The 25,860-nt window shown below is 67.8% G+C and carries 22 protein-coding genes; 7 read left to right on the top strand and 15 right to left on the bottom strand.

The window, feature by feature from the left end; genetic code table 11:
- Window positions 1–51 precede the first annotated feature (51 nt).
- On the top strand, window positions 52–2,124 hold the full coding sequence (locus DW299_RS17920) for an alpha-1,4-glucan--maltose-1-phosphate maltosyltransferase (protein ID WP_205814444.1): 2,073 nt from the start codon (window positions 52–54) through the stop codon (window positions 2,122–2,124).
- Window positions 2,121–4,328: a 1,4-alpha-glucan branching protein GlgB gene (gene glgB / locus DW299_RS17925; protein WP_136037392.1), complete on the top strand. Its 2,208-nt coding sequence runs from the start codon at window positions 2,121–2,123 to the stop codon at window positions 4,326–4,328. Before DW299_RS17920 ends, glgB begins: the two co-directional genes overlap by 4 nt.
- Window positions 4,329–4,379: 51 nt before the next feature.
- On the opposite strand, the gene DW299_RS17930 is transcribed toward glgB, so the two are convergent.
- The gene (locus DW299_RS17930) at window positions 4,380–5,315 is read right to left on the bottom strand and encodes a tetratricopeptide repeat protein (RefSeq protein ID WP_136037393.1); all 936 of its coding nucleotides are present in this window, start codon (window positions 5,313–5,315) and stop codon (window positions 4,380–4,382) included.
- Window positions 5,312–7,273, bottom strand: a complete 1,962-nt coding sequence (locus tag DW299_RS17935) for a DUF8094 domain-containing protein (RefSeq protein ID WP_136037394.1) — start codon at window positions 7,271–7,273, stop codon at window positions 5,312–5,314. The genes DW299_RS17930 and DW299_RS17935 overlap by 4 nt, the downstream gene beginning before the upstream one ends.
- A 177-nt stretch (window positions 7,274–7,450) precedes the next feature.
- Here DW299_RS17935 and DW299_RS17940 point away from each other — a divergent pair, with 177 nt between their 5' ends.
- Complete coding sequence (locus tag DW299_RS17940) at window positions 7,451–8,512, top strand: AI-2E family transporter (RefSeq protein ID WP_136031823.1); 1,062 nt, start codon at window positions 7,451–7,453, stop codon at window positions 8,510–8,512.
- Window positions 8,513–8,539: 27 nt separating this feature from the next.
- Here DW299_RS17940 and DW299_RS17945 read toward each other — a convergent pair whose 3' ends face one another.
- From DW299_RS17945 to rpsB, 9 genes are all read right to left on the bottom strand, one after another.
- Window positions 8,540–9,262 carry an alpha/beta hydrolase gene (locus DW299_RS17945; protein ID WP_168442836.1) on the bottom strand — a complete coding sequence of 241 codons (723 nt, stop codon included), beginning with the start codon at window positions 9,260–9,262 and terminating at the stop codon, window positions 8,540–8,542.
- Entirely contained in the window at window positions 9,259–9,546 is a 288-nt protein-coding gene (locus DW299_RS17950) for an Rv1322 family protein (RefSeq protein WP_136031821.1), read from the bottom strand. Before DW299_RS17950 ends, DW299_RS17945 begins: the two co-directional genes overlap by 4 nt.
- 9 nt (window positions 9,547–9,555) lie before the next feature.
- Window positions 9,556–10,089 carry an aggregation-promoting factor C-terminal-like domain-containing protein gene (locus tag DW299_RS17955; RefSeq protein ID WP_240745447.1) on the bottom strand — a complete coding sequence of 178 codons (534 nt, stop codon included), beginning with the start codon at window positions 10,087–10,089 and terminating at the stop codon, window positions 9,556–9,558.
- 206 nt (window positions 10,090–10,295) lie between these two features.
- On the bottom strand, window positions 10,296–10,877 hold the full coding sequence (locus tag DW299_RS17960; RefSeq protein ID WP_136037395.1) for a DivIVA domain-containing protein: 582 nt from the start codon (window positions 10,875–10,877) through the stop codon (window positions 10,296–10,298).
- Entirely contained in the window at window positions 10,877–12,019 is a 1,143-nt protein-coding gene (locus DW299_RS17965) for a phosphatidate cytidylyltransferase (RefSeq protein WP_205814445.1), read from the bottom strand. The genes DW299_RS17960 and DW299_RS17965 overlap by 1 nt, the downstream gene beginning before the upstream one ends.
- Before the next feature lie 6 nt (window positions 12,020–12,025).
- On the bottom strand, window positions 12,026–12,580 hold the full coding sequence (gene frr, locus DW299_RS17970) for a ribosome recycling factor (protein WP_136031814.1): 555 nt from the start codon (window positions 12,578–12,580) through the stop codon (window positions 12,026–12,028).
- Between the two features lie 66 nt (window positions 12,581–12,646).
- Window positions 12,647–13,363: a UMP kinase gene (gene pyrH, locus DW299_RS17975; protein ID WP_136037396.1), complete on the bottom strand. Its 717-nt coding sequence runs from the start codon at window positions 13,361–13,363 to the stop codon at window positions 12,647–12,649.
- Between the two features lie 90 nt (window positions 13,364–13,453).
- Entirely contained in the window at window positions 13,454–14,281 is an 828-nt protein-coding gene (gene tsf / locus DW299_RS17980) for a translation elongation factor Ts (protein ID WP_136037397.1), read from the bottom strand.
- A gap of 43 nt (window positions 14,282–14,324) precedes the next feature.
- On the bottom strand, window positions 14,325–15,266 hold the full coding sequence (gene rpsB, locus DW299_RS17985; RefSeq protein ID WP_136031920.1) for a 30S ribosomal protein S2: 942 nt from the start codon (window positions 15,264–15,266) through the stop codon (window positions 14,325–14,327).
- A gap of 304 nt (window positions 15,267–15,570) precedes the next feature.
- Here rpsB and DW299_RS17990 point away from each other — a divergent pair, with 304 nt between their 5' ends.
- Window positions 15,571–16,218, top strand: coding sequence for a murein hydrolase activator EnvC family protein (locus tag DW299_RS17990; RefSeq protein ID WP_240745448.1), 648 nt, complete (start codon window positions 15,571–15,573; stop codon window positions 16,216–16,218).
- Between the two features lie 94 nt (window positions 16,219–16,312).
- Here the strand turns inward: DW299_RS17990 and DW299_RS17995 are convergent, their stop codons facing one another.
- The 3 genes from DW299_RS17995 to DW299_RS19580 form a co-directional block, all read right to left on the bottom strand.
- A complete protein-coding gene (locus tag DW299_RS17995; RefSeq protein WP_136037398.1) occupies window positions 16,313–17,215 on the bottom strand; it encodes a tyrosine recombinase in 903 nt (300 codons plus the stop codon).
- A 76-nt stretch (window positions 17,216–17,291) separates the two neighbouring features.
- Window positions 17,292–18,470, bottom strand: a complete 1,179-nt coding sequence (gene dprA / locus DW299_RS18000) for a DNA-processing protein DprA (RefSeq protein WP_136037399.1) — start codon at window positions 18,468–18,470, stop codon at window positions 17,292–17,294.
- Entirely contained in the window at window positions 18,467–19,117 is a 651-nt protein-coding gene (locus DW299_RS19580) for a magnesium chelatase subunit ChlI family protein (protein WP_136037400.1), read from the bottom strand. The genes dprA and DW299_RS19580 overlap by 4 nt, the downstream gene beginning before the upstream one ends.
- Here DW299_RS19580 and DW299_RS18010 point away from each other — a divergent pair.
- From DW299_RS18010 to DW299_RS18020, 3 genes are all read left to right on the top strand, one after another.
- Entirely contained in the window at window positions 19,023–20,498 is a 1,476-nt protein-coding gene (locus DW299_RS18010; protein ID WP_136031802.1) for a tyrosine-type recombinase/integrase, read from the top strand. The genes DW299_RS19580 and DW299_RS18010 overlap by 95 nt on opposite strands.
- 389 nt (window positions 20,499–20,887) lie before the next feature.
- A complete protein-coding gene (locus tag DW299_RS18015) occupies window positions 20,888–22,333 on the top strand; it encodes a hypothetical protein (RefSeq protein WP_136031800.1) in 1,446 nt (481 codons plus the stop codon).
- Entirely contained in the window at window positions 22,333–24,426 is a 2,094-nt protein-coding gene (locus tag DW299_RS18020) for a hypothetical protein (protein ID WP_136037401.1), read from the top strand. Before DW299_RS18015 ends, DW299_RS18020 begins: the two co-directional genes overlap by 1 nt.
- 841 nt (window positions 24,427–25,267) lie before the next feature.
- Here the strand turns inward: DW299_RS18020 and DW299_RS18025 are convergent.
- Window positions 25,268–25,633, bottom strand: coding sequence for a hypothetical protein (locus DW299_RS18025; protein ID WP_029259156.1), 366 nt, complete (start codon window positions 25,631–25,633; stop codon window positions 25,268–25,270).
- Window positions 25,634–25,860 lie beyond the last annotated feature (227 nt).

Below are 25,860 nucleotides of genomic sequence, written 5' to 3' on the forward strand. Positions count from 1 at the left end.
CGCCCGGGTCGAGCGGTAGGCTCCGGCACACCGGAGCGGTAGATTCGCACTGTGACTGCACGTGCTGGTACCCGGCCCCCGGCTCTCCGGAGCCCCGCTCAGATCCCGCCGCGCGAGTTCGACGGCGCAGACCTCCCCGGCGAGCTGCGCACGACGCGGATCCCGCTCCTCGACGGCTCGCCCTCGGTCCCGGGCGGCTTTCCCGCGAAGGCGTTCGCCGGCGAAGTCGTGCCGTTCCGGGTGGTGTCGTTCCGGGAAGGGCACGACCTCATCGGCGTGCACGTGCGCCTCACCGCCCCCACCGGAGAGCAGAGCCTGCACCGCCTGACCGCGCTCGCGGACGGCACCGATACGTGGACGGTCTCGATCGCGCTGGACCTGGAGGGTCCGTGGCGGTATCGCTTCGAGGCCTTCTCCGACGACTACGCCACCTGGGCGCATGCCGCACGGCTCAAGCTCGCCGCCGGCGTCGATGTCCCGGTCGTGGCCGCACTCGGCGCCGAGCTGCTGGCCAGGGCCGCCGCCGAGAAGGACCGGCCAGCGGCCCAGCGTCGCCGCCTGCGCGAGGGCGCCGAGGCGCTGCGCACGGGAGACGCCGCGCTCGCCGCCTCCCTCGCGGCAGACCCGGAGCTCGCGGTCGTCTTCGCCGAGCGTCCCCTGATGTCGCTGCGCTCCGCCTCCGCGGACCAGCACCTCCACGTCGATCGCACGCGAGCAGGGGTGGGCGCCTGGTACGAGTTCTTCCCCCGCTCGGAGGGGGCGCGGCGGCTGAAGGACGGCTCGGTGCGGAGCGGCACCTTCCGGACGGCTGCGAAGCGGCTCCCCGACGTGGCGGCCATGGGGTTCGACGTGATCTACCTCGTGCCCATCCACCCCATCGGCTCGACCAACCGCAAGGGACGCAACAACACGCTGGTGGCCGAGCCGGGCGACCCCGGCTCCCCGTACGCGATCGGTGCGGCCGAGGGCGGGCACGACGCCATCCATCCCGACCTCGGTAGCGCCCAGGACTTCCGGGCCTTCGTCCGGGCTGCTGAGAAGGAAGGGCTCGAGGTCGCGCTCGACCTCGCGTTGCAGGCGTCCCCCGACCACCCGTGGGTCCGCGAGCATCCGGAGTGGTTCACGACCCTGCCGGACGGCACGATCGCCTACGCGGAGAACCCGCCCAAGAAGTACCAGGACATCTATCCGCTCAACTTCGACAACGACCCCGAGGGCATCGCCGCGGAGATGCTGCGGGTCGTGCAGCACTGGGTGGCACAGGGCGTGCGCATCTTCCGGGTGGACAACCCGCACACGAAGCCGCTCCGGTTCTGGGAGTGGCTCATCCGCACCGTGAACGAGAGCGATCCGGGGGTCGTGTTCCTCGCGGAGGCCTTCACCCGTCCCGCCGTCATGCGGGCGCTCGCTGCGGTGGGTTTCCAGCAGAGCTACAGCTACTTCACCTGGCGCAACACCAAGGCGGAGCTGGAGGAGTTCCTCACCAGCATCTCCCACGACACCGCGGACTACATGCGACCGAATCTGTTCGTGAACACGCACGACATCCTCACCGAGTACCTCCAGTTCGGTGGCCGGGCGGCCTACCGCATCCGCGCCTGCATCGCGGCCACCGCGGGGCCGGTGTACGGGGTGTATGCGGGATACGAGCTCTTCGAGAACGTGGCGCGTCCCGGCTCGGAGGAGAACATCGACAACGAGAAGTACGAGTACAAGTTCCGCGACTGGCGCGGTGCCGAGGAGCGCGGTGAGTCCCTCGCCCCGCTGCTGCGTCGGCTCAACGCGATCCGCGCCGAGCATCCGGCGCTGAGGCAGCTGCGGAACCTGGAGACCCACTGGAGCGACGACGACGCCGTCCTGGTCTACAGCAAGCACCTCGATGCGGCGTTCACCGGCACCGGACAGGCAGACACGATCATCGTGGTCGCGAACGTCGACCCGCACTCGGTCAGGGAGACCACGGTCCACCTCGACACGACCCGCTGGGGTGTCCCCCCGGGCGAACCGTTCGAGGTCGAGGATCTGCTGACCGGCAGTGTCTGGACCTGGAGCGACCACAACTACGTGCGGCTCGACGCCTTCGCCGAGCCGGTGCACATCCTGAAGGTGAGGGAGAGAGCATGAGCTTTGCCGAAGAAGCGATCGCATCCGCCGAGTGGGTCGCCGTCGCCGAGGGACAGCACCACGATCCGCACGCCGTGCTGGGAACCCATCCCGCGGAGGACGCCGCGGGGCGGACGGTCACGATCATCCGCGCCCGCCGCCCGCTGGCCTCCTCCGTCGCCGCCGTGTTCGCCGACGGCACCCGGCTCGAGCTCTCGCACGTGACCCACGGGCTGTGGGAGGGCCGTCACCCCGGGCCGCCCGTCCCCTATCGACTGGCGACGCGCTACCGCGACGTGGACGACGAAGCTATCACCGGCGACCCGTACCGTCACTCCCCCGCGCTCGGCGAGCTCGACCTGCACCTCATCGCGGAGGGACGGCACGAGCGGCTCTGGGAGGTGCTGGGAGCGCATCCCACCACGCACGACGGCGAGGCGGGTGTCGCGTTCGCGGTCTGGGCGCCGAACGCCAGCGCCGTACGCGTGGTCGGAGACCACAACGGGTGGAACGGCGAGACGCACGCGATGCGGTCGATGGGCGTGAGCGGCGTCTGGGAGCTGTTCATCCCCGACCTGCCGCTCGGCACCCGGTACAAGTACCAGATCCGCACCCGCGCCGGTGCGTGGATCCTCAAGGCCGACCCGATGGCGCTCGCCGCGCAGCTGCCGCCGGAGACCGCGTCGGTCGTCACCGCCTCGACCTATGCGTGGCAGGACGGCGCGTGGATGACCCGGCGCGCCGCGACCCACGCGGTCGCGCAGCCGCTCTCGGTCTACGAGGTGCACCTGGGCTCCTGGCGGGGCGGCCTCGGCTACCGTGAGGTCGCCGATCCCCTCATCGAGCACGTGCAGCAGACGGGGTTCACCCACGTGGAGTTCCTCCCGCTCGCCGAGCACCCGTTCGGCGGCTCCTGGGGCTACCAGGTCAGCGGGTACTACGCGCCGACGAGCCGCTACGGCACGCCGGACGATCTGCGCTACCTCATCGACCGCTTGCACCAGGCGGGCATCGGCGTGATCCTCGACTGGGTCCCCGGCCACTTCCCGAAGGACGAGTTCGCGCTCGCCCGCTTCGACGGCCAGCCCCTCTACGAGCACCCCGATCCCCGGCGCGGCGAGCATCAGGACTGGGGCACGCTCATCTTCGACTACGGTCGCCCCGAGGTCCGCGGCTTCCTCGTCGCGAACGCCCTCTACTGGCTGGAGGAGTTCCACGTGGACGGGCTGCGCGTCGACGCGGTCGCCTCGATGCTGTACCTCGACTACTCGCGCCGCGACGGCGAGTGGGAGCCCAACGTCCACGGGGGTCGCGAGAACCTCGAGGCGATCCGGTTCCTCCAGGAGGTGAACGCCACCGCCTACCGCCTGCACCCCGGGATCCTCATGATCGCGGAGGAGTCGACGAGCTTCCCCGGCGTCACCGCGCCCACGGATCACGCGGGACTCGGGTTCGGGTTCAAGTGGAACATGGGCTGGATGAACGACTCGCTGCAGTACATCGCCCGCGACCCGATGTATCGCGCGCACCATGAGGGCGAGATGACGTTCTCGTTCGTCTACGCCTTCGGCGAGAACTACGTGCTACCCATCAGTCACGACGAGGTCGTGCACGGGAAGGGCAGCCTGCTCGCGAAGATGCCCGGCGACCACACGCACAAGCTCGCCAACGTCCGCGCCTACCTGGCCTACATGTGGGGACACCCGGGCAAGAAGCTGCTGTTCATGGGCCAGGAGTTCGGGCAGCTCGCCGAGTGGTCGGAGGGGCGCGAACTCGACTGGTGGCTGCGCGAGCAGCCCTCGCACGCCCAGCTGCAGGACTTCGTCGGCGCGCTCAACGGCGTGTACCGCGCCCAGGCGCCGCTGTGGGAGCGTGACAGCGACGGATCGTCGTTCACGCGGCTCGGCGCCCCCAGCTGGGACCCCTCCGTGATCGCCTTCGAGCGGCGCGACGCCCACGGCGGGCGGCTGGTGGTCGTGAGCAACTTCGCCGGGGTCGAGCGCACCGGCTACCGACTCGCACTCCCCCGCGAGGGCGTGTGGCAGGAGGTGCTCAACTCGGACGCCGCGGAATACGGAGGACACGGATCGGGCAACCTCGGCATGGTGGTCGCCGTGCGCGACGACAGCGGCACCGCGACGGCGGCGATCACGCTCCCCGCGCTGTCGACCCTCTGGCTGCGTTACCAGCCCGAGCCGCACGTCCCCACCGTCAACAACGGCTGAGCTGCGCCGGCCGCGCCCCGCGAGGACGACCTCGCCCGGGGCGCGGACGCCTCAGAACAGCAGCGAGGACAGCCGGTTGCGCGCCGACACGACGCGCGGGTCGGCGGGGCCGATGAGGCCGAACAGCTCCACGAGCCGCTCGCGCACCGGCGCCCGCTGGTCCGACGGGAGCTGAGCGAACAGATCGAGGAGCCGCGCGAACGCGTCGTCCACGTGCCCTCCGGCGAGGTCGAGATCCGCCACGTCGAACTGCGCCTGCACGTCGAGCGGTCCGGCGGCGGCCGCGGCCCGCGCCTCCTGCAGATCGAGGCCCTGCACGCGGTGGAGCAGGCGCACCTGCCCGAGCCCGGCGATGGCGTCTTCATCGCGCGGGTTCTCGGCCAGCGCCTTCTCATATGCGCGGATGGCGGCGGCGTAGTCGCCCGCCTCGATCGCGGCGTACGCCTCGGCGTGGAGCGGGGGCAGCTCGGGCTCGACCGGCTCGGGCGCATCCGCTGCGGCATCGCCCGAGATCGACAGCGTCCCGGACACGCCGTTCTGCGCCGCTACCTGGAGCAGCTGGGCGAACACCTCGCGCACCTGCTGCTCCGGCACGGCACCCGTGAACATCGGCACCGGCTGCCCGGCGATCAGCGCGACCACCATCGGGATCGACTGCGCGCGGAAGCTCTGGGCGAGCTGCGGGTTCGCGTCCACGTCCACCTTCGCCAGCAGCACGCGACCGCCCAACTCGCGGGTGACCTTCTCGATGATCGGGCTCAGCTGCTTGCACGGCCCGCACCACTCGGCCCACAGGTCGACCACGACCGGGACGGTGCGGGAGATCTCCAGGACCTCGCCGAAGGTCTCGTCCGTCGCATCGACGACCACATCGGTGATGCCCTGGCCCTGCGTCGCGGGGCCGCCCCCGGAGGCCGGGGTGGGGCGGTTGCGGAGACTCGAGAGGTCGACGGCGCCACGCAGCGCCGCGGGAGAGATGTCGGTCACTTGATCACCTTCACGGAGAGCAGGTCCTGGGTGGAGGCCAGGAGCTTGATCGGCTCGCTCGAACCCTGCGAGGGGACGGCGAAGAACAACTGACTCAGGTACGTCGTCTCGACACCCGTCGACGACTCGGTCACGCCCGTGAGCGCCTTGGCCTGCTCGTTGTTGCCGAAGCGGATGACGACGTCGGAGTTGACCGGGGTGATGGTCTCGACGTCGAGCACCGAGACGGCGACGATCGCGCCGCTGTCGAGGGTGGTCATGGAGACCGGCTCGGCGGTCGTGGGCGCCGCCTTGAACGCCGTCTTCGATGTCTCGGCGGCATTGGCATCCACGAGCCCCTGCACCACGGTCTGCCGCCCATCACGGATCGACTGGGCGACCGCCAGCGAGAGATCGTCGAACTGGCCGTAGTACTGGCTCTTCTCCACGTTGTCGACCACGTCGGAGAACGCCGTGGCCACCTGGTCGGGCGGCAGCGTCAGGAACGCGGAGTCGGCCGGCACCATGGAAGTGCCGAGCCAGCTCGCCGCGACCTCCGGGAACTGTGCGTCGGCGGCCATCTGGGCCAGGTTGGTCACCTTGTAGTTCGACCACGGGTCGTCCTGCGTCATCGTGAGCAGCACGGGCGGGACGGTGTCGTCGTCGGCGCTCTGCGAGAGCATGAGAACGGTGCGCGGCCAGCGGTCCGTGGCCTCGGGCAGCACGACCCGCACGTCGTCGGTGGGGATGGCGACGGGAGGCGCGTCGTTGGTGACCTTCGCGCGGATGGCGTAGTCGGCGACGCGCTCCTCGAGCGCGGGGCCGACGAGGCGGGTGGCCGCGAGGTCGGCGTCGAGGGTGCTGTCGGCCTCGGCGACCGTGTCGGCCAGGCTCTTCAGGATGCGCTTCGCCTGGGCCTCGGTGACCGCCGGCGGCTTCTGGTTCTCGGGGGCGATGACGGTCGGCGACGGCGAGGGCGTGGCCGAGGCGTCGCCCAGCTGCGGCCAGGAGTCGGCCGAGCACCCGGCGGCCAGGAGCGCGGTGAGCCCCAGGGCGGGCAGGACCAGCATCCAACGGCGGCGCGTCGCTCCGGCGGCGCGCAGGGAGGACTTCCCCTCCGGTTCTGTGCGAGGCGTCGGCTCGTCCTCCACCACCTCGGCGTCCTCGACACCGGGGTCGGACGTCGGCTTCGCGTCGGCCGCATCCAGAGCCGCGCGCTCGCCCGCGGGCAGTGCGGCGACCTCGATCGGCTCCGTCATCGGGAGCGGCCCGGGGCCTTTCCGGCGCGGCCCACGTCCGCGGCGCTGGTGGCGGATCGCGAGGATGTAGAGCACGAGGCCGATCACGAGCACGATCCCACCCGCGACCATCAAGGGTCCGGCGAGCGGGGTGCTGTTGTCGAGGGGCCAGGAGACCACGATGTCGTCCGGAGCGTCTTTCGTGCCGTCGTAGGCGATGAGTACGCTCGTGCCCTCTGGGAGCTGCATGTTGTCGGCCGTGAGCAGGTTCTCCTCGCTGAAGGAGTCCAGCCACAGGTCGGAGCCGACCGGGTCGCGACCTGCGGGCTCCTCGGTCTCGGCGTCGGTGGCCGGCGTCTCTTCGGGTGCCGGCGTCGCTCCCGCCTCGTCGCCGGGCTCCGTCGTCTCCTCCTCAGCAGGAGCCGAGACGTGCTCCACCACGAACTCACCGTCGTCACCGACCGAGACGTGGTTGTAGTCGGAGTCGGCCAGCCAGGCCTGCATGTCGGCGGTTCGGCCGTAGCTGGCGAAGATCTCGCCCTCGCCGCTCACCACGAGCTTCTGCGAGCCCGGGTTGGTCCGCAGCACGTCGCCGTCCATCAGCACGAACGGCGCGGGCTCCTCGATCGAGACGCGCTCCTGCTGGTTCGATGGGCCCATGAAGACGGTCCGCTGAGCGATACCCGCGCCGATCAGCACGGCAGCCAGCACGAAGGCCACCACGGCCCATACGAAACGCACGAATAGTCTCCTCACGCATCGCGAATACCCGCCCGCGACGCCACACTCGACATTTCAGACTAGCGAAGTCACCTGTGTGTTGCCCACGAGCAGTTCCCGTGGGCAACGGACGGCACGTCGTCGCGGCACCGTGCTCCGGGCTCGATAGCCTTGCTGCAGCCGTCTCGAGGAGCACCGATGAAGATCCACAATCCGTTCCGCACCGCCCTCGTGGCGACGCTCGGCGTGGGACTCGGGATCCTGCTGATCAGCAGCGTGCAGACCCTCTCGACCGTGCTGCTCTACATCGGGACGGCGCTCTTCCTGAGCCTGGGCCTCGATCCGCTCGTCTCGTTCCTCGAGCGACGGCGACTCCCCCGGTGGCTCGCCGTGCTCGTCACGATCCTCGCGGTCCTTGCGGTCTTCGTCGGGATCATCCTGATCGTGCTGCCGGTGCTCGTCGACCAGATCTCGCAGTTGATCGCGCAGATCACCACGATCGTCCAGCGCGGCACCGCGATCGACGACCTGAAGGACTGGATCCAGGAGACGTTCCCGAACCTTCTCGTCGACGACGTCTTCAACTACATCGAGGACTGGCTGACCACGAACCTGGCGGAGATCGGGGGGTCGATCGGACAGGGAGTGCTGATCGCCAGCGGCGCCGTGCTGAGCGGCGTGTTCGGGGCCTTCATCGTGCTGATCCTCACGATCTACCTCACGGCGTCGACCCCGTCGCTCAAGCGAGCCGTGTACCAGCTGGTGCCGTCGTCGAAGCGCGACCGGTTCATCGACCTGTCCGAGCAGATCACCGATTCGGTCGGCTACTACGTCATGGGCCAGGTGTCCCAGGGCGTCATCAACGGCGTGCTCAGCGCGATCTACCTGACGATCATCGAGGCGCCGTTCCCCGCCGTCCTCGCGGTCATCGCGTTCTTCTTCTCCCTGATCCCGCTGGTGGGCACACTCACCGGTTCCACGATCATCGTGCTGGTCTGCCTGATCCCCGGGCTCGGCTCCCCCGCCACCGCGCTGGCCGCGGGGATCTACTACCTGATCTACATGCAGATCGAGGCGTACGTCATCTCCCCGCGCATCATGAGCCGCGCGGTCTCCGTCCCCGGCGCGGTCGTCGTCGTCGCCGCCCTCGCCGGCGGCAGCCTGCTGGGTCTGCTCGGGGCGCTCATCGCCATCCCCGTCGCGGCGAGCATCCTGATCATCTACCGCCAGGTGCTGATCCCGCGCATGAACGACCTCTGACGCGTCGTCCGACGCGCCGCGCGGCGGTCAGGAGTCGTCAGACCAGTGCGTCGGCAGTGGGAGCGCCGACGGGTTCACGGCAGCGACCACCTCGGTGAGCACGCGTCGCGTCTGCGTCTCCCCCACCCAGAGGTGCTTGCCGCCCTCCACGGGGATCAGACGCGCGTGCGGGATCGAGGCGAAGCGCTTCTCGGCCTCGGCCGGCCGCAGATAGTCGTCGAACTCCGGAACCAGGACCACGACCTCACGATCGGCTTCCGCCCAGGCGGCGACCTCTTCGTCCGTCGCGCGGTGCAGCGGCGGCGACAGCAGGATGATGCCCTCGATCGCGTGGTCGCGGCCGTACTTGAGCGCCAGCTCCGTGCCGAACGACCAGCCCAGCAGCCACGGGCGCGGCAGCGCGCGAGCGTGCACGAACTCCATGGCCGCGGCGACGTCGAACTGCTCCAGAGCCCCGCCGTCGAACGCACCATCGCTCGTGCCGCGCGGAGACGTGGTGCCACGGGTGTTGAAGCGCAGGACCGCGAGATCGGCGAGGGCGGGCAGACGAGCCGCCGCCTTCCGCAGGATGTGCGAATCCATGAATCCGCCGGCCGTGGGAAGCGGATGCAGCGTGACGAGCGTCGCGACCGGCTCGCTCTCCGCGGGCAGGGCGAGCTCCCCGACCAGGGTCAGGCCGTCCGCCGTCGTCAGCTCGATGTCCTCGCGGCGCGCCGGCAACTGCAGCGGTCCCCGGATCTCGATGGTCATGCGATCCTCCAACAGTGGTTGTGCCAGTGCCGGCGGTCGGCGAGGGCGGCAGCCTCCCCCAGAACCCCGTCCGCCCGCCAGGCGACGACGTGCGCGGTACCGGGCTCGATCACCCGTCCGCACCCCGGGCAGACGTACTCCTTCAGCGCCTGCACCGCGGAGACGGGCTGAACGGTCCACTCGACACCGCGACGGATCTCCGTGCGCTTCCACCCCGCCAGCAGGCGATCGAGCGACGCGTCGGGGTCAGGGCGCGCCGGAGGGCGTCGACGTGAGCGGGGCATGCTGCCTGCTCACCACCAGTGGTTGGTGGTCCAGAAGTTGTACGCGCCCGCCCAGCTGCCGTAGCGACCCGTGGCGTAGCCGGTGGCCCAGCGCAGGTTGTCGACCGGGTTGTAGCCGTTTCCGGGCACCTTGCTGCACGGCAGCGCCTGCACGAGACCGCAGGCACCGGACGACTTGTTCGTCGCGTTGGGGTTCCAGCCGCTCTCGCGCGACACGATGTAGTCGACGTACTGCCAGTCGCTCTGAGCGATGCCCGCCGCAGCCATCCACTCGGCCGGCGCACCGCCACCGCTGTACGGCGGGAGCGATCCACCGCCGGAGGGCTTGCCCTTCGATCCGCTCGTCGCGGTCGGGGCGGGCGGCGGGGGCGGCGGCTTCGGCTTGACGTAGATCTCGAACGTGCCACGGGCGAGCGGAGTGATCTCGGCGCCCTTCACCGTCACCGTCAGGTCCTGCGTGTCGGCGAGGGCAGCGGCGTAGACCGACTCCGGCGACTCCTGCGGGGCGGGCTCTGCGAGAGCGACGCCGGTCGGTGCGACCATCGCGGCGGCCAATCCGACGACAGCCAGCCCGCTGAAGGCACCGGCGACGCCACGACGTCGCGTCCACCGGCGGGCTCCTCGGGACACCGACGTCGCGGTCGCGGCAGGCACCGGCGACGCAGCGGTTCGATCGAGGTTCATGTCGTTTCGGGAGTACACGATGGGAGACAGTTTACGCACAGGAGCCTGGACAGGCCATCCACGACTCAGCGGACCGCCAGGATCACGTCGATCGTCGCGTCCAGGAGCGCGTCCACCTGCTCCTCCCGGTACCCCCCGCGCTGCATGCGGAACGCCGCGGATCGGAGCTGCTCCGCGGTCAGGGGGTCGCCGTCGCGCAGGTAGCGGACGATGCGCGACATCACATGATCGACCTCGTCGACGCGGTAGCCGAAGGTGAGGATGCCGGTCCGGCCGAAACGGTGGCGCGCCGGCCGCGCGAGGTGATCGAGGATGACCTGCGCGTCCGCCCTCGCCTGCTCGACCCAGGCACCCGCACCCAGCGATCGCACGGCGCGCTCCCGCTCGCGTGCAGCGAAGGCGTCCTCCACCCGTCCGAGTGCGGCGTCCACGTCAGCGACGACGTAACCCTCCTTGACGAGGGGGAACGAGGCCGTGCGGACGGCGTCCGCCGTGAGCTCGTCGCTCCCGGTCTCGAACGCGCGGCGCGCCGACGCGAGGAACGTGTCGACGGCTGCACGGTGATATCCGCGCGTGCGCCCCGTCGTCACCGCGAACGCAGGGGGCGCCGAAGGCCGGGTCTTCTCGTCGGTCCGGTTGTCGGTCATCACAGCACCACCCAGGGAGAGAGGAGGAAGTAGAGGCACAACGCGGGGATCGTCGAGGGCAGGATGCTGTCGAGTCGATCCAGCAGACCGCCGTGACCGGGCAGCCAGGAGCTCATGTCCTTGATGCCGAGATCGCGTTTGAGCATGGACTCGCCGAGGTCACCCAGCGTCGCGGACAGCAGGATCGCTGCTCCGAAGATCAGTCCGCCCCACCAGGGCAGATCGAGCAGAAGGATCGCGAGGAGCACACCGGCGACGAGCGACGCCACGACAGCACCGCCGAAGCCCTCCCAGGTCTTCTTGGGACTGATCCGCGGTGCCATCGGATGGCGTCCGAACGCGAGACCGGCCGCATAGGCACCGGTATCAGCGGCGACGGCGATGGCGATGAAGCTCAGGACCCACCACTGCCCGCCCTCCTGCTCGAGCAGGATCAGCGCCACTCCCGCCAGGAACGGGACGTACACCTGCACGAAACCGCCGATGACCGCATCGGTGAGCACGTCGCCGTAGGTGCGCCCGTCCTTGGCGATCATCTGGGCCACCAGGCGCCAGACGATGACGAACGCCACCGACACGAACAGCATGACCCACGACAGCCACGGCGCCGCGAAGTAGGCGCCGAGGACGAGGAACGTCGCAGCGATCAGCTGCGGCACGACGTCCACACGGCGTCCTGCCGCCCGCAGCGCGCGGGACAGCTCGTACACACCGAGCAGCGCGGCGGCGAGGGCGAACGGCACGAACAGCGCCTTGATGAAGAGAAGCGAGGCGAGCAGGGCACCGCCGAACGCGAGCCCGATCAGGATCGCCAGCATGAGGTCGCGCCCCGTCCGCTGCTTGATCCGCTCGTTGGCCTGATCGAACTGATCCCGCGCGTGCGACACGTGCGTCCCGAACTCGTCGCGGGCGGCGCGCCACTGTTCGCGGATCGCGTTGTGGTCGGCCGTGTCGAGGCGTCGCGCCGGACCGGCCGGCGTCTCGGGCTCGGGAAGCGGCGGGCGGGGCGGCACCGCGGCGACGTCGAACCCCGGGAACGCTGCATCGGCGAGCGGGGCGCCGGCCTCGGACACGCCATCGTCACGCGCATCGCGGCGCGTGAGCGGCTTGCCCTCCTCGGCGTCTCGCGTTTCGTCGGTCATGCGGGCTTACACCTCGAGGAGTTCGGCCTCTTTGCGCTTGAGCGCGTCGTCGATCAGATCGACGTGCTGACGCGTCAGCGCGTCCAGCTCCTTCTCGCCACGGGCGATCTCGTCTTCACCGAGCTCGCTCTTCAGCGCATCGAGCTCGTCCTTCGCCTTGCGACGGATGCCGCGCACGTGCACCTTCGCGTCCTCGGCCTTGGACTTCACGAGCTTGACGTATTCCTTGCGACGCTCAGCCGTGAGCTCCGGCATCGTGACGCGCACGAGGTTGCCGTCGTTGGTGGGGTTCGCACCGAGGTTCGGCATCTCGCGGATGGCCTGCTCGATCGCCTTCAGCGCCGACTTGTCGTACGGGGTGATGATGAGCGTGCGCGCCTCCTGGTTCGCCAGGGAGGCCAGCTGCGCGAGCGGCGTCGGGGTGCCGTAGTAGTCCACGAGCACCTTCTGGAAGAGCTGGGGGTTGGCGCGGCCCGTGCGCACCGTGGAGAAGTCCTCCTTGGCAGCCTCGACGGCGCGAGACATGCGGGTAGTGGTTTCAGCGAGGACATCCGCGATCACGGTGACTCCTATCGTCGGGGTGTTCAGAAATTCTATCGGTCGGGCGTGCTCGAACCGCGCAGGCCGTCAGGCGGTGACGAGCGTGCCGATCGTCTCGCCCAGAAGCGCGCGGGTGACGTTCCCGGCCGGCTCCATCCCGAAGACGCGCATGTCCATGTTGTTGTCCATGCACAGGCTGAAGGCGGTGGAGTCGACGACCTTGAGGCCCTGCTGCAGCGCGTCGCGGTACGTCACGCGTTCGATGCGCTGGGCGTCGGCGTGCTTGTTCGGGTCGGCGGTGTAGATGGCATCGACGCCGTTCTTGGCGACGAGCACCTCCTGCGCACCGATCTCCAGGGCGCGCTGCGCCGCGACGGTGTCGGTCGAGAAGTACGGCAGTCCGGCACCCGCGCCGAAGATCACGACGCGCCCCTTCTCCATGTGTCGCTCCGCCCGCCGCGGGATGTACGGCTCGGCGACCTGCGTCATCGCGATCGCCGACTGGACGCGGGTCGCCGCCCCCGCCTGCTCGAGGAAGTCCTGCAGCGCGAGAGCGTTCATCACGGTGCCGAGCATGCCCATGTAGTCCGCGCGGCCGCGGTCCATGCCGCGCTGACTCAGTTCGGCGCCGCGGAAGAAGTTGCCACCGCCGACGACCACGGCGACCTCGACCCGATCCACCGCCGCCGCGATCTCCCGCGCCATCTGGCTGACGACGTCCGGGTTCACCCCCAACTGCCCCGCTCCGAAGGCCTCTCCGGAGAGCTTGAGCAGGACGCGGCGGCGTCCGGTGCGTTCAGTCATGGGTGGTGTCCTCTCGTCCCGATTCAAGATAGTGCCTCGTGGGCATGAAGAAGGGGTTCGGATCATGCGATCCGAACCCCTTCGACGGTGTTACGCGCCGACCTTGAAGCGCGCGAAGTCCGTCACGGTGATACCGGCGTCCTTCGCCACCTGGGCGACGGAGAGCTTGTTGTCCTTCGCGTAGTCCTGCTCGAGCAGGGCGACCTGCTTGATGAACGCGGCGACACGGCCCTCGACGATCTTCGGCAGGGCGGCCTCGGGCTTGCCCTCGTTGCGGGAGATCTCGGTGACGATCTCACGCTCCTTCTCGACCGCGTCCGCCGGCACGTCCTCGCGGGACAGGTACGACGGGTTCGCGAACGAGATGTGCTGAGCGATGCTGCGCGCGGTCTCGGCGTCGTCACCCGAGTAGGCGACGACGACGCCGATCTGCGGCGGCAGGTCCTTGCTGGTGCGGTGCAGGTAGACCTCGACCTTGTCGCCGGAGATCGTGCGCACGCGACGCAGCTCGACCTTCTCGCCGATGATCGCCGCCTCCTCCGAGATGAGCTGCTCGACGCTCTTGTCGCCGGCCTGGGCGGCCAGCGCGGCCTCGACCGAGTCCGCCTTGACCGCGGCCGCGGCGTCGGCGACCTTGTCGGCCAGCGCGATGAATCGGTCGTTCTTCGCGACGAAGTCGGTCTCGCAGGCGAGCTCGATCAGGGTCACGGCGCCGTCCTGCTCGCGAGCGACGACGAGGCCCTCGCTCGTGGAACGGTCAGCGCGCTTGGCGTTGCCCTTCGCACCCTTGAGACGCAGGATCTCGGTGGCCTTCTCGACGTCGCCGTCGGCCTCCTCGAGCGCCTTCTTGGTGTCGACCATTCCGGTGCCGAGCTGCTCGCGCAGCGCCTTGAGGTCCGCGATGGTGAAGTTGGCCATGTGTGGTGGCTCCTTGCTTCGTGATGTGGGTGTGAACGAGGGATTACTTGTTGTCTGCGGCCTCGGCGGCGGCGACCTCAGCGGTCTCCTCACCGGAAGCGGCGGCGATCGCCTCGTCGTGCGCCTCGGCACCGGCCTTGTCGGCGGCGGTCTCGTCGGCAGCGGGCGTCTCGACGACAGCGGCCTCATCGGCGGCGGTGACCACCTCAGCGGCGTCGGCCGACTCCTCGACCGGAGCCTCGAGCAGCTCCTTCTCCCACTCGGCGAGCGGCTCGGCGTCACCCGACTCGGGGTTGTGCTTCTGCTGCAGGCCCTCGGCCGCGGCGTCAGCGATGATGCGGGTCAGCAGCGAGACGGAGCGGATCGCGTCGTCGTTGCCGGGGATCGGGTACTGGAAGTCGTCCGGGTCCGCGTTGGTGTCGAGGATGCCGATCACCGGGATGCCGAGCTTCTTGGCCTCGTCGATCGCGAGGTGCTCGCGCTTGGCGTCGACGACCCACAGGGCCGACGGCGTCTTGGTGAGGTTGCGGATGCCGCCGAGCGACTTGTGCAGCTTGTCGAGCTCGCGCTTCTTGAGCAGCAGCTCCTTCTTGGTGAAGCCCGAAGCGGCCGGGTTCTCGTAGTCGAGCTCCTCGAGCTCCTTCATGCGGGCGAGACGCTTCGCGATCGTGGAGAAGTTGGTGAGGAGTCCACCCAGCCAGCGCTGGTTCACGAACGGCTGGCCGACGCGCGTGGCCTGCTCCGCGAGGATCTCCTGCGCCTGCTTCTTGGTGCCGACGAAGAGGATGGTGCCGCCGTGCGCGACGGTCTCCTTGACGAAGTCGTACGCCTTGTCGATGTAGCCGAGCGACTGCTGGAGGTCAATGATGTGGATGCCGCTGCGCTCCGTGAGGATGAAGCGCTTCACCTTCGGGTTCCACCGACGGGTCTGGTGTCCGAAGTGCACGCCGCTGTCGAGCAGCTGGCGGATGGTGACCACAGCCATGGTCGTCTCCTGGTTCTGGCGCTCGAAGGCGCCGTTGAGGTTGTTCACGCCGACCGGATGATCGGACGCCCTGGTGCCCGGCTCACGCCCACCTGCGGGAAGCAGGACCTGCGGGAGTGGATGCCACGAGAGAATCGCTGTGGGCACGCGTAGTCACCCCGAGATCGAGGTGCTCGTCCAGCATACAGGATCACGGTGCGGCGCTCGCACTGCACAGCCTGGAGCTCGCGCGACTTGTTCCCGGCCGCCGAACCAGCGACTCGCCCGCCCGCCATGCGTCCGCCGCCCCCCTCAGACTCGCCGCATGACCTCAGAACACCGATCGGTCGTCCTCGCTCTCGGGCTGGTCGCAGCCGTGCTCTCGGGCACCCTGAGCGGCGCGGCGGCCACGACCGCTCCCGTCGCGGGCTCGGGCCCGGAGCTGACGAACGTCGCGGCGGTTGATCGCGCGCCGACCGGTCTCTCCCTCGGGGTGTCGCGCGTACGGATGGCGGGTTCGAGCACCGGGAGGCCGCGCGACCGCACGCGCGAACCCGTCGGCGACTGGCACTGGCCCGTGGAGGGCGCGCGCTCCGTCGTGGTCCGCTTCCGTGCTCCGACGCAGCCGTACGGCCCGGGTCATCGCGGTGTGGACATCGCTGCGCCCGTCGGCGCCGCGGTCACGGCTCCGGCGGACGGTGTCGTGGCCTTCCGGGGTGTCGTCGTCGATCGGCCTCTTCTGACCATCACTCACGCCGGCGGTCTGGTCACGACGTTCGAGCCGGTGGACTCTTCGCTCTCGCCGGGCGAACGCGTGACACGTGGACAGCAGGTCGGCACGGTCGCGCGGGGCGGACACGCGGCTGATGGCACCGTCCATCTCGGCGTGCGGCTGCAAGGCCTGTACGTCGATCCACTGACGCTGTTCGGAGAGGTGCGACGCGCGATGCTCCTCCCCTGCTGTCGCGAGTGATCCGGCGAGTCCGACGACCGGCAGCCTCCTCGCGGGCCCGTCGCACCCCGGGGTGCTGCAACAGGGGTGCGGGACGTGAGCGGCTCGGGCGCCGTCAGGCGCGGGGATGAGCGAGACGATAGGTCGCCGTGAGGCGCTCCGCGGAGACATGCGTGTAGATCTGGGTCGTGCCCAGGCTGGCGTGGCCGAGGATCTCCTGCACGGCACGCAGATCCGCGCCTCCGTCGAGGAGGTGGGTCGCCGCGCTGTGTCGCAGCGCATGCGGGCCGATCGTGTCCGCCCCCACGACCGGCGCCAGCGCTCGGGCCACCAGGGCGTACACGGCTCGCGGTCCCATGCGTCCCCCCCGCGCTCCGAGGAAGACTGCCGTTCCGGGGGACATGGCGCGGGCGAGCAGCGTGGGCCTGGCACGGGTGAGGTACGCACCTGTGGCCACGACGGCCGGAGCCCCGAAGGGCACGACCCGCTCCTTCGCGCCCTTGCCGAGGACACGGACGGTCCCGCGCTCGAGGTCGACATCGTCGACGTCGAGGCCGCACAACTCGGAGACGCGGATGCCTGCCCCATACAGGAGCTCCAGGATCGCGTGATCTCGCAGCGCCACCGGGTCTCCGTCGCTCGCGGCCGCGCGGTGCGCGTCGAGCAACTGGGTCATCGCATCCTTCGACGCCACGGTCGGCAGCGTCTTCGCTCGTTTGGGGGCCACGAGGCGGATGCTCGGGTCGGTCGCGATCAGCTCGCGTTCGCGCGCCCAGGCGAAGAAGGATCGTGCGGCGGCCGCGCGACGTGCCAGGGTGGAGCGGGCGTCGCCACGCTGGGTCGCGTGCCAGAGCCATTCCCGAAGATCTTCCAAGTCCACGCTCGCCACCGGCCCGATGCCCACCGTGGACCCGAGGTCTCGCAGGTCTGCACGGTAGGCGCGCACGGTCGCGGGCGAGAGCCGGCGCACCTTCTCCAGGTGGTCGGTGAACGCCTCCACCGCGACTGCGTAATCCACGTCTCCAGCTTGCCCGGATCGTCGGCGAGTTCGTCGCGCCCCGCCGCACCGCGACGTTCGGCGGTACTCGGGCAACTCAGCGGCGGCGCCACCCCCGCTCGTCTCGGCGCACGGTGCCCTCCAGATCGAGAAGCCCGAGGATCGCGCGCGCCCGCCCTGCCTCGACCCCCGCTCGTTCCGCGATGTCGGCGATCGTCAGGGAGACCGCCGTGCTCATCGCTGCCTCGACACGACTCCGATCGGGGCCGAGGGAGGAGACGCCAGGAGGCGCCCCCACCGACTCCCCCATGAGCTCTCTGACCTCCGCGGCCGACGTCACGCAGGTCGCATCGTACTCCCGCAGGAGCCGATGGCACCCGGCCGATGATGCGGACGTCACGGGTCCCGGCACCGCGCCGAGGGGCCGTCCGAGAGTCGCGGCATGGCCCGCGGTGTTCAGGGAGCCGCTTCGCCACCCCGCCTCGACGACGACCGTCGCATGCCCCAGCGCCGCGATGAGTCTGTTTCGAGCGAGGAACCGCCACTTGGTGGGAGCGGCCCCGCACGGGGGCTCGCTCACCACGGCACCGCGCTCCGCGATGCGCGTCAACAGGTCGTGATGACCGGCGGGGTAAAGACGGTCCACGCCGCCGGCGAGCACCGCGACCGTCTCCCCTCCCACCCCGAGAGCAGCGCGGTGTGCCGCTCCGTCGATGCCATACGCACCACCCGACACGATCACCGCGCCGGTCGTCGCCAGGTCTCCCGCCAGCTCCGACGCCACGCGGTCGCCGTACCCGGTCGCAGCCCGCGCGCCGACGACGGCGACCAGGGGCTGCGCAACCAGGAGCTCGCAGCGCCCGCGCACCCAGAGAGCCGCGGGTGCCTGTGTGCCGAGATCGGACAGACGGACCGGCCAGCAGGCGTCACCGGGCACGACGAGGTGAGCCCCGACCGATTCCGCCGCGCGGAACGCACGACACACCGCTGCTGGTGACGCGCGGGGTGCCCAGCGCCTCCGTGCCTCAGCGAGCGCGCGTACAGCTCCGGCACGGCGCACTTCGGGTTTCGTGCGCGCACTCGCGTCGAAGGCGTAGCGGAGCCCACCCACCGCTCCGAACTCCTGCGTCAAGACTCCGGCGACGGCATCTCCGGGTTCGGCGATGACGCTCCAGGCCGCGCGGGCGACGACGTCCGCAAGTCCTTCGGATTGGCCTCCTCGAATCCGACGGGCGACCGCGCACGTGCTCTCGTCGGCGAGCAGAGCGTCGATCATGCCGCCACCCCTCGACGTAGGTGCAAGGCGCGACCGATCTCCTCTTCGCCGGGCCGCTCCCGGCCGGCGAGGTCCGCCATCATCCACGCAACCCTGAGCACACGGTCGTAACCGCGGAGCGTGAGCGCACCGCGCTCGAGGGCACGATCGAGGATCATCCGCTCGGTCTTCTCCACATGGAACGGGGCCCGTCGGAGGACGGGACCCGGCACCTCGGCGTTCTTCTGCCAGGGTGTCCCACGCCAGCGATGCGCCGCGCGCTCCCGTGCTGCCTGCACGCGCTCACGCGCGAATGCCGTCGTCACCCGGGCACGCGCGTCGGAGATGGCTTTCGACGCGGCAACACGGGTGAGCCCGAGATCGATGTCGACTCGGTCACGCAAAGGGCCGGATATCCGAGCGGCATACCGTCGGACGGCGCTCGGCGGACAGGTGCATTCCGCGTTCCGCACACCGAAGTTGCCGCAGGGACACGGGTTCGTGGCGAGCTTTTGAACGTACTTTGCCGCGTGTCTAGTGTCCTGGCGTTGCCCCGAAGGTTTGGCTGGGGGCATGGACGATCCCCCGCTCACCGCGAGCACTAGACGCTGGCGACAGTTCAAGCAGGTCCGCACCGAGGGCGGCACAGACTCAGATGCTGAGGACATGATTGCGCGTCTATTGCAACGTGCCCTACCTCACATCCCAGTGGGTACGCCTTACCTGGTGAGCCCGGATTTCGAGTACGACGCGGAACTGAACGACTTCTTCCACTCCGCAAATATGCTTGGCTCGAGGATGTCGACACGGGTTGGCTACGCAAGCAACCTGGCGGCATTCTTGAACTTCCTTCATGTGAACCGCGGCGGAAAGAACTGGCGTGATGCGACGCCGGAGGATCACGAAGCCTATTTCGGGTGGCGACGGGAGGATCCGGACGGACCACGTGTTGGAGCATCTACGTGGGACCGAGAGGTCGCCGCGGTCAATCGCTACTACGCCTGGCAGGTTGCCCGAGGCTCGATACTGGAAAACCCGATTCCGCAACGTCAGCGTCGAGCGTTCCGCCAACGCGCCGGGCACCTCCTAGATGGGGGAACAGCCCCTGCGACGCGGTCTCATGGCGCGCGCCGCGACAGGCTGGATTGGCTCCCGTCTTCGTCGTATCGCCGCTGGCGGGACATTGGCCTCCGCGGTTACAGACCTGATGGTCAACGAGATCAGGAGTTCCGAGGCCGCTGGGCCACGCGTAACGCCACCTTCGCTGACATGTTGGTCCGCACTGGGTTGCGGCTGGCGGAACAAGCGAGCCTGTTTACGTTTGAGTTGCCCGCCGTAGCGCGGGCGAGCGGTTACCACCGGTATTTTTTACCGGCGTCTGTGGCCAAAGGCGGATCCTCGCGGTGGATCTACATTCCATCGAGTGTTTTGCGTTCGCTCCACGAGTACGTCGAGACGGATCGAAGCGAGGCTCTCGAGCGCTTTCGAGACTCTGGTGGACATCGCATACCGCCGGACAGTTTCATCCTGGACGCCGACAGACGGCACGCGCGAGCGGTCGGATCAGGGCATCGCATTGGTACAAACCTGCTGACCCCAGAGGAACGCCGACGCACATTTGTCGATCGCGGCGACGCGCTAGAACCAGCCTTGCTGTGGCTTTCGGAATCCGGAGACCCGATGTCGGTTTCGAGTTGGAAACACATCTTCAGCCAGGCCAACGCCCGTTGCGCGAGGAACCGGGTCGCTCTGCATGCGAGCGCGCATACGCTCCGCCACTCCTTCGCGGTCATCACTCTGGAACACCTCCAGCGGGGGCACATAGCGGCGCTTCGGTCCTTGAACTTGGACCAACGTGGAGAGTACGTGCGCGTATTCGGAGACCCCTTAGATTGGGTGCGCCGCAGACTTGGCCACCGGAGCATCGAGACCACTCAGATCTACTTGCACACTCTCGCAGACCTCGAGATGACGACGCGGATGAAGCTCATCCCAGATGAATGGGAAGACTCGAGCAATCCAGTTCTTATTGCTCAGGAAAACGCATGAACGGCCCGACGAGTCGCCGCGGATCGACTGGCGTGGGTCGTCCAGCCTCACTGCCGTCTAGCCACTACAGCCGCGAGGATCCCCGCTCCGCCACGGAGTCACCGATCGTCCGCTTCGTTGGCGAGGACGGACGACGGTGGGAGTTCGACATCGGCGCCCTGCCATTGCCGGGATGGCATCCTGCTTTGGCGGAGAGTTGGGCCCAACGAGTGGGGCCAGCGGGAGGTCTCCGTACTCTTTCTTCAGCCATGGGAGGTTGGACGATACTGTCGCGATTCGTGCATTTCCTGAGCTGCTCCGTCGACCCGCCCTTGACTCCCAAGCGGCTACGTCCGAGGCACTTCGACGGGTTCCGTGAAAGCCTTGAGGCGACATCAAATCGTCAGACCGTGACGAAGCACCTTCATGCCGTCGGAACGCTGCTCGATCTGCCCCCTTTCGCCGTGGATATAGGAGAAGACCTTCGCGAGAAATTCCGGCCGCGAACGCGCAACACGCGCTCGTTCGCTCCGGGATACTCGGACCGCGAACTACGGTCGATTATCGCCGCCGCTCGTCAGGACGTCGCATCTTTGCGCGATCGGTTGGATCGACGTGTCTCCGACGACGACGCTCCAGCCATTGCGCAAGCCTTGGCGACAGGCAGCATATCGGCCGACGGGGTTCCCTTCCTCGATCGGATGGCTCACCGTCGACGGTTGGGCGAACAGGTCTTCGTCACCAGGCGAGACTTGATCCCTCTGCTGACGTTGTTCGTGAGTACGACAGGATGGAACGTCGAGACGATCAAAGAACTGACCACCAGTCACCGCGTCATCGAAGACGTCGCAGTAGAGGTCAGCTTGCTCAAGCGCCGACGAGGCCCCGGCAGATGGCACAACTCGGCCACCTGGGAAATCGGAAAGCCAGGCCAGGAACTCCGCACACCTGGCGGGCTGTACCTCCTTATGCTCCGCCTTATGGAGCCAGCTAGATCGCTCGTGGCTGACAGCCCCTACTGGGCCGTATGGCTTGGGGCCGGTCGCTCTGGACCTGATCGTGTCGGCAACCCTTTCGGGGCCGCCCTGAACACGGAGGTGAGCAATCGGGACTGGGTCAGGAAACACGGCCTACACGCAGACAAGAGTTCGGACCAAATCCGCAACGACGAGCCGCGTGGCACCGGAGACTCTCCTCATTTTCCAGGGCATGACCTGCCCCTGAGCTTTCCGAGGCTCAAGAAGAGCGTCGACGTTCGTCGCACGCGTGCAGTAGGTGGGCATCTGCCGTCTGCTACGCGCTCGAACACAGTTCCTGTGCTGTTTCGCAACTATCTATCAGGCGACCCGTCGACCATTGACTGGGCCCGCGGTGTCATGGCCGATGCCGTCGCAGACGCAGAACGGTCAGCCTGGTCTGCCCACCTGAAGGCTCTTCAGGCGAGCGGACGTCAACGCCTCGACGTGCGCCCAACTTCGATGCCTGTCGCCGCGGTTTCGTCGAGCGCCGGCTCTTCCGTACTAGACGAGGGGCCGTGGTCGGCGTGTCGAGATCATGCCCACCATCCCTTGACCGGACGCCGCTGCTCTCAATCCTTCCTTGACTGCTTCAGCTGCGCGAACAGCGTGATTACGGGCGACCACCTCCCGAACTTGCTCTCACTCCTTGAAGGACTCGAATCTCGTCGCGCACACATGACGAGCGATGCTTGGTGGCGACGCTACGGTCCAAGCTGGACGGCGATCCGTCACGATGTCCTTCCCCGATTCACCGAGGGCGAGGTTCAAGAAGCGACAGACCACAAGCAAGGCGATCGCCTCCTAGATCTCGTTGATCCACGATGGGAGCATTCGTGATGTCCAACGCCCACGCACTACCTTCAGAGGTGGCCGACGACCCGTACGTTCTCCACGGGCGCCCACTGATTCAGGGTGCGGCACTCGCGCAGACTGCAAGGTTCAGTGACGACGTCTGGCCCGTAGGTGTCGCCGTATTGCAACGAAGCGGACGCTCTCAAAGCCTGCACTTCGGAACTATCCCTGCGGAGCACCGACTTGAGATCAAGCTGGTCTGCTACGCAGCCCTCTCTGGTGAGATCCCGACCCACGAGGATCGGCCGGGCATCCAGACGATTCTGTCAATGCAGAATCGCATCCGTCACCTCAGCGACTGGCTCAGCACGTTCCGCCCCGGGATGATGATTTCCGACCTGCGGCCCCACGACCTCGACGACTATCAGACTTACCTCATCGCAAACGTTCGGTCACCGTGGCAGCGGCACGCGTTGCGCACTGCCGTGGCCTATCTCTGGCGTTACCGATCCACGCTCGGAGCCAGGGCGCTGGGATTCGATCCGCGCCTCACCGCGTTCTGGTCGATCGAGCCCTATCCCGGAAAGCGCACCGAGAACGCCACTTCGCGGATCCCCGAAGCCGTCCACGCGCCGTTGTTGGTTTGGGCAACTCGCTTCGTCGACGACTTCTCGCAGGACATCATCGACGCCACCGCTCTCTGGCACGCCCGGAAAGCGAGGTCGAGAGTGGGCGAGGACCCGCATCGACGTCAGAAAGTTGCTTGGGGACAGGCTCCGAGCCTCGTTCGCGCCTACCTTGCAGCAGCAGAAGCCGCTCGACGTCCACTTCCCGGAAGCGCAGGCCGACCCAACATGTCCGCGATCGCGCGCGCCGCCGGTTGCAACCCCCTCGCGTTGAGCCCCTTCGCAACCAAAATCGCTGAACTCGCCGCAACCCTAGGTGTTTCCGAATATGCGGACTTGGACCAACGGATCAATGGTCGACTAGACGGCCGGCCATGGATCCTGGGGTTTCGAACCAACCCGCACGAGGTCGACTCGCTATCAAGGATGTCCAGCCTGCTGCAGACGGCTTGCTACATCGTGATTGCTTTCCTGTCCGGGATGCGTGACAGCGAGATCAAGCACTTGCAAACCGATGCCGCTGAGTGCGTCACCGACTCGCAGGGCACTCCGATGCGCTGGTTCGCCCACAGCCTCGCATTCAAGGGCGAGGAAGAGGTCGCGGGAGTGCCCGCGATGTGGACTATCGGAGAACCCGCCGCTCGTGCGATTAGGGTTCTCGGGCGTTTAACTGAAGCATCTGGGTCGCCGGGCCCATGGCTGTTCATCCCACTTGGGACAGGGCCGGGTCGAGGATCCGGCGCACGCAACTCCAACGAAGTTCTAACAGTCGCCGGGACGAACCTCGCCCTGAATCGCTTTCGAGACTGGGTGAACGGTTACTGCCGAGTGCACAACCGCGAGGACGGCATTCCCAACCACAACGACGAACCGTGGCGTCTCACCACACGTCAGTTTCGGCGGACCCTCGCCTGGTACATCGCGCGCCGTCCTGGAGGCGCAATCGCCGGCGCAATCGCCTACCGGCACCACAGCATCCAAATGTTCGAGGGGTACGCGGGCACGAGCGACTCTGGCTTTCGGGCGGAAGTCGAAGCCGAACAGGCACTCGCACGCGGCGAGCACCTCTTGGCGATGATCGAGCGAACTGATCATCTCCAACTCGCCGGACCGGCAGCCGACGAAGCTCACGCAAGGCTGTCAGAGTTCAGCTCGAACGGTGTATACGCAGGCACTGTGCAAACGGATCCCCGCCGTTTTCTCCGACTTCTAAAGTCGAGAGGACCACAGGTCTACCCGGGCCATTACGTGACATGCATCTTCGATGCATCGAAAGCACAATGTCAGATGACACCGGACGGCCCGGACCTGGAGACGTGCCAGCCACTCACCTGTCAAAACGTGGCGTTGACCGAAGACAACCTCTCCGCCTGGCGATTGGAGATCCTCCAAATCGACGCCGACCTCATGCAGCGTCCTGCTTTGCCTCCACTACTCATCGACCGCCTACGGCAACGACGAGCACGTATCCTCAGCCGCCTGAACGGAGATCCCGATGACTCGACGAGTTAACCTTCCAACGATTGAACAGGTCCAAACGGCCATTCAGGAACTCTCAGGACACGAGTCCGATTCGCCCCTCACGGTTCGCCGACTCGCGCAACATGTCGGCCTGGCCAACAGCACCTTTTGGCGCCACTTCCCTGAGATAGCTCAGTCCGTCGCAGACAAGCGCCGTCAGCGCACGCGAACAGGAACTGCGCCCCGCCCCGCCGATCAAGAAAGACGCAATGAAACTGAGGCCCGCCTTCGTGAACGCGTCTCAGAGCTGGCCTCCCTGGTCGACGCGTCAGCCGCGCAAGTGCAGCGGCTCACGCTTGAGAATCGCGTACTTCGCGAGCGTCTCCAAACCGAGAGCTCAATCGTTCACATAAGGGAGAGATGAGATAACGGCGAACGTCCGCCCACGCGAGCGCAATGTTGGTCGCCTCCGCGTCGCAGTCATGGCAAATCGCCTTGAGAGGACCATCGTCGCGGCAACGTCGTCCCACACTCGCTGGAATCCTGAGACTTATAGGGATGTATAGCGTTTCCGTATACATCCCTATAAACCCCTAGATCTGGCTATGTCTGACCAGAATCTGTGTCGACCTGATCTCATGCGGCAGCCGTCCAACCTCGAGACCGTCCGAGGCGAGCACGCATCGCGGAACTCGGACTCACTTCCCGGGCCAAAGTTCGCCGATCGACCATCCGAGTATTGCCACTGCCCCCGCTGACTTCGAACCTCGGCGATCGCCCGGCGCTCGGCTGCGATCAATCGTGGCGGCTGAGGTCGATGAACAGCCTGAGTCGCGGTGACGAAGTCGGAGATGTTCTTGACTCATGCTGCAGCAACCGTTGCGGGACACATTCAACGGGCCTTTTCGGCCGCGTGCTCAGCGCACAACGTCCACGTCCATAGGTGAATCGCGTACTGGCGAGCGGGTGCCCCGCACTCCTCACAAGTCACGATGCTCTCCCACTCCGCGGCTCGAATCGTCTCGTTGAACTCCTCGTCGTACTCTTCTGGGTCCTCAGAGGCGGCCGCGAAAAAGCTGAGGGAGCCGAATTTCGACTTCACCTGGAAGACGGAGTACGCGGGGGCAATAGCCGCGAGGCGGGAGTCGAGCGCGGCAATCAGCGGATACCACCCAGGGTTCACATCGATGATCGCGGGCCAGTCCGCTGCGAAGCGGTCGACGACGCTCTCAAGGCTCGGCGGGAAGTTCGCGGTCATTGTTGCTCCAGACGTGCGAGTTGTCGGCGTCGCGAGTGGACCCGAAACTCGCGTCCGACACGTAGGCTCCGCATCACCCCTTTGTCAAAGCTAATCATCCCTCGCCGTCGCCATTCGATCGCAGCGAGCCCACGGAATCCTGCGACAACGCGTCGCCTCTGCATGAACTCCAGCCCAGCGGGCAGAGGGCCCGGTAGCCCGTCCGTATCGGGCAGCAGATGCACGAA

The sequence above is a fragment of the Microbacterium sp. K35 genome (assembly GCF_004794375.1).
In the GTDB taxonomy this organism is placed as follows: Bacteria; Actinomycetota; Actinomycetes; order Actinomycetales; family Microbacteriaceae; genus Microbacterium; species Microbacterium sufflavum.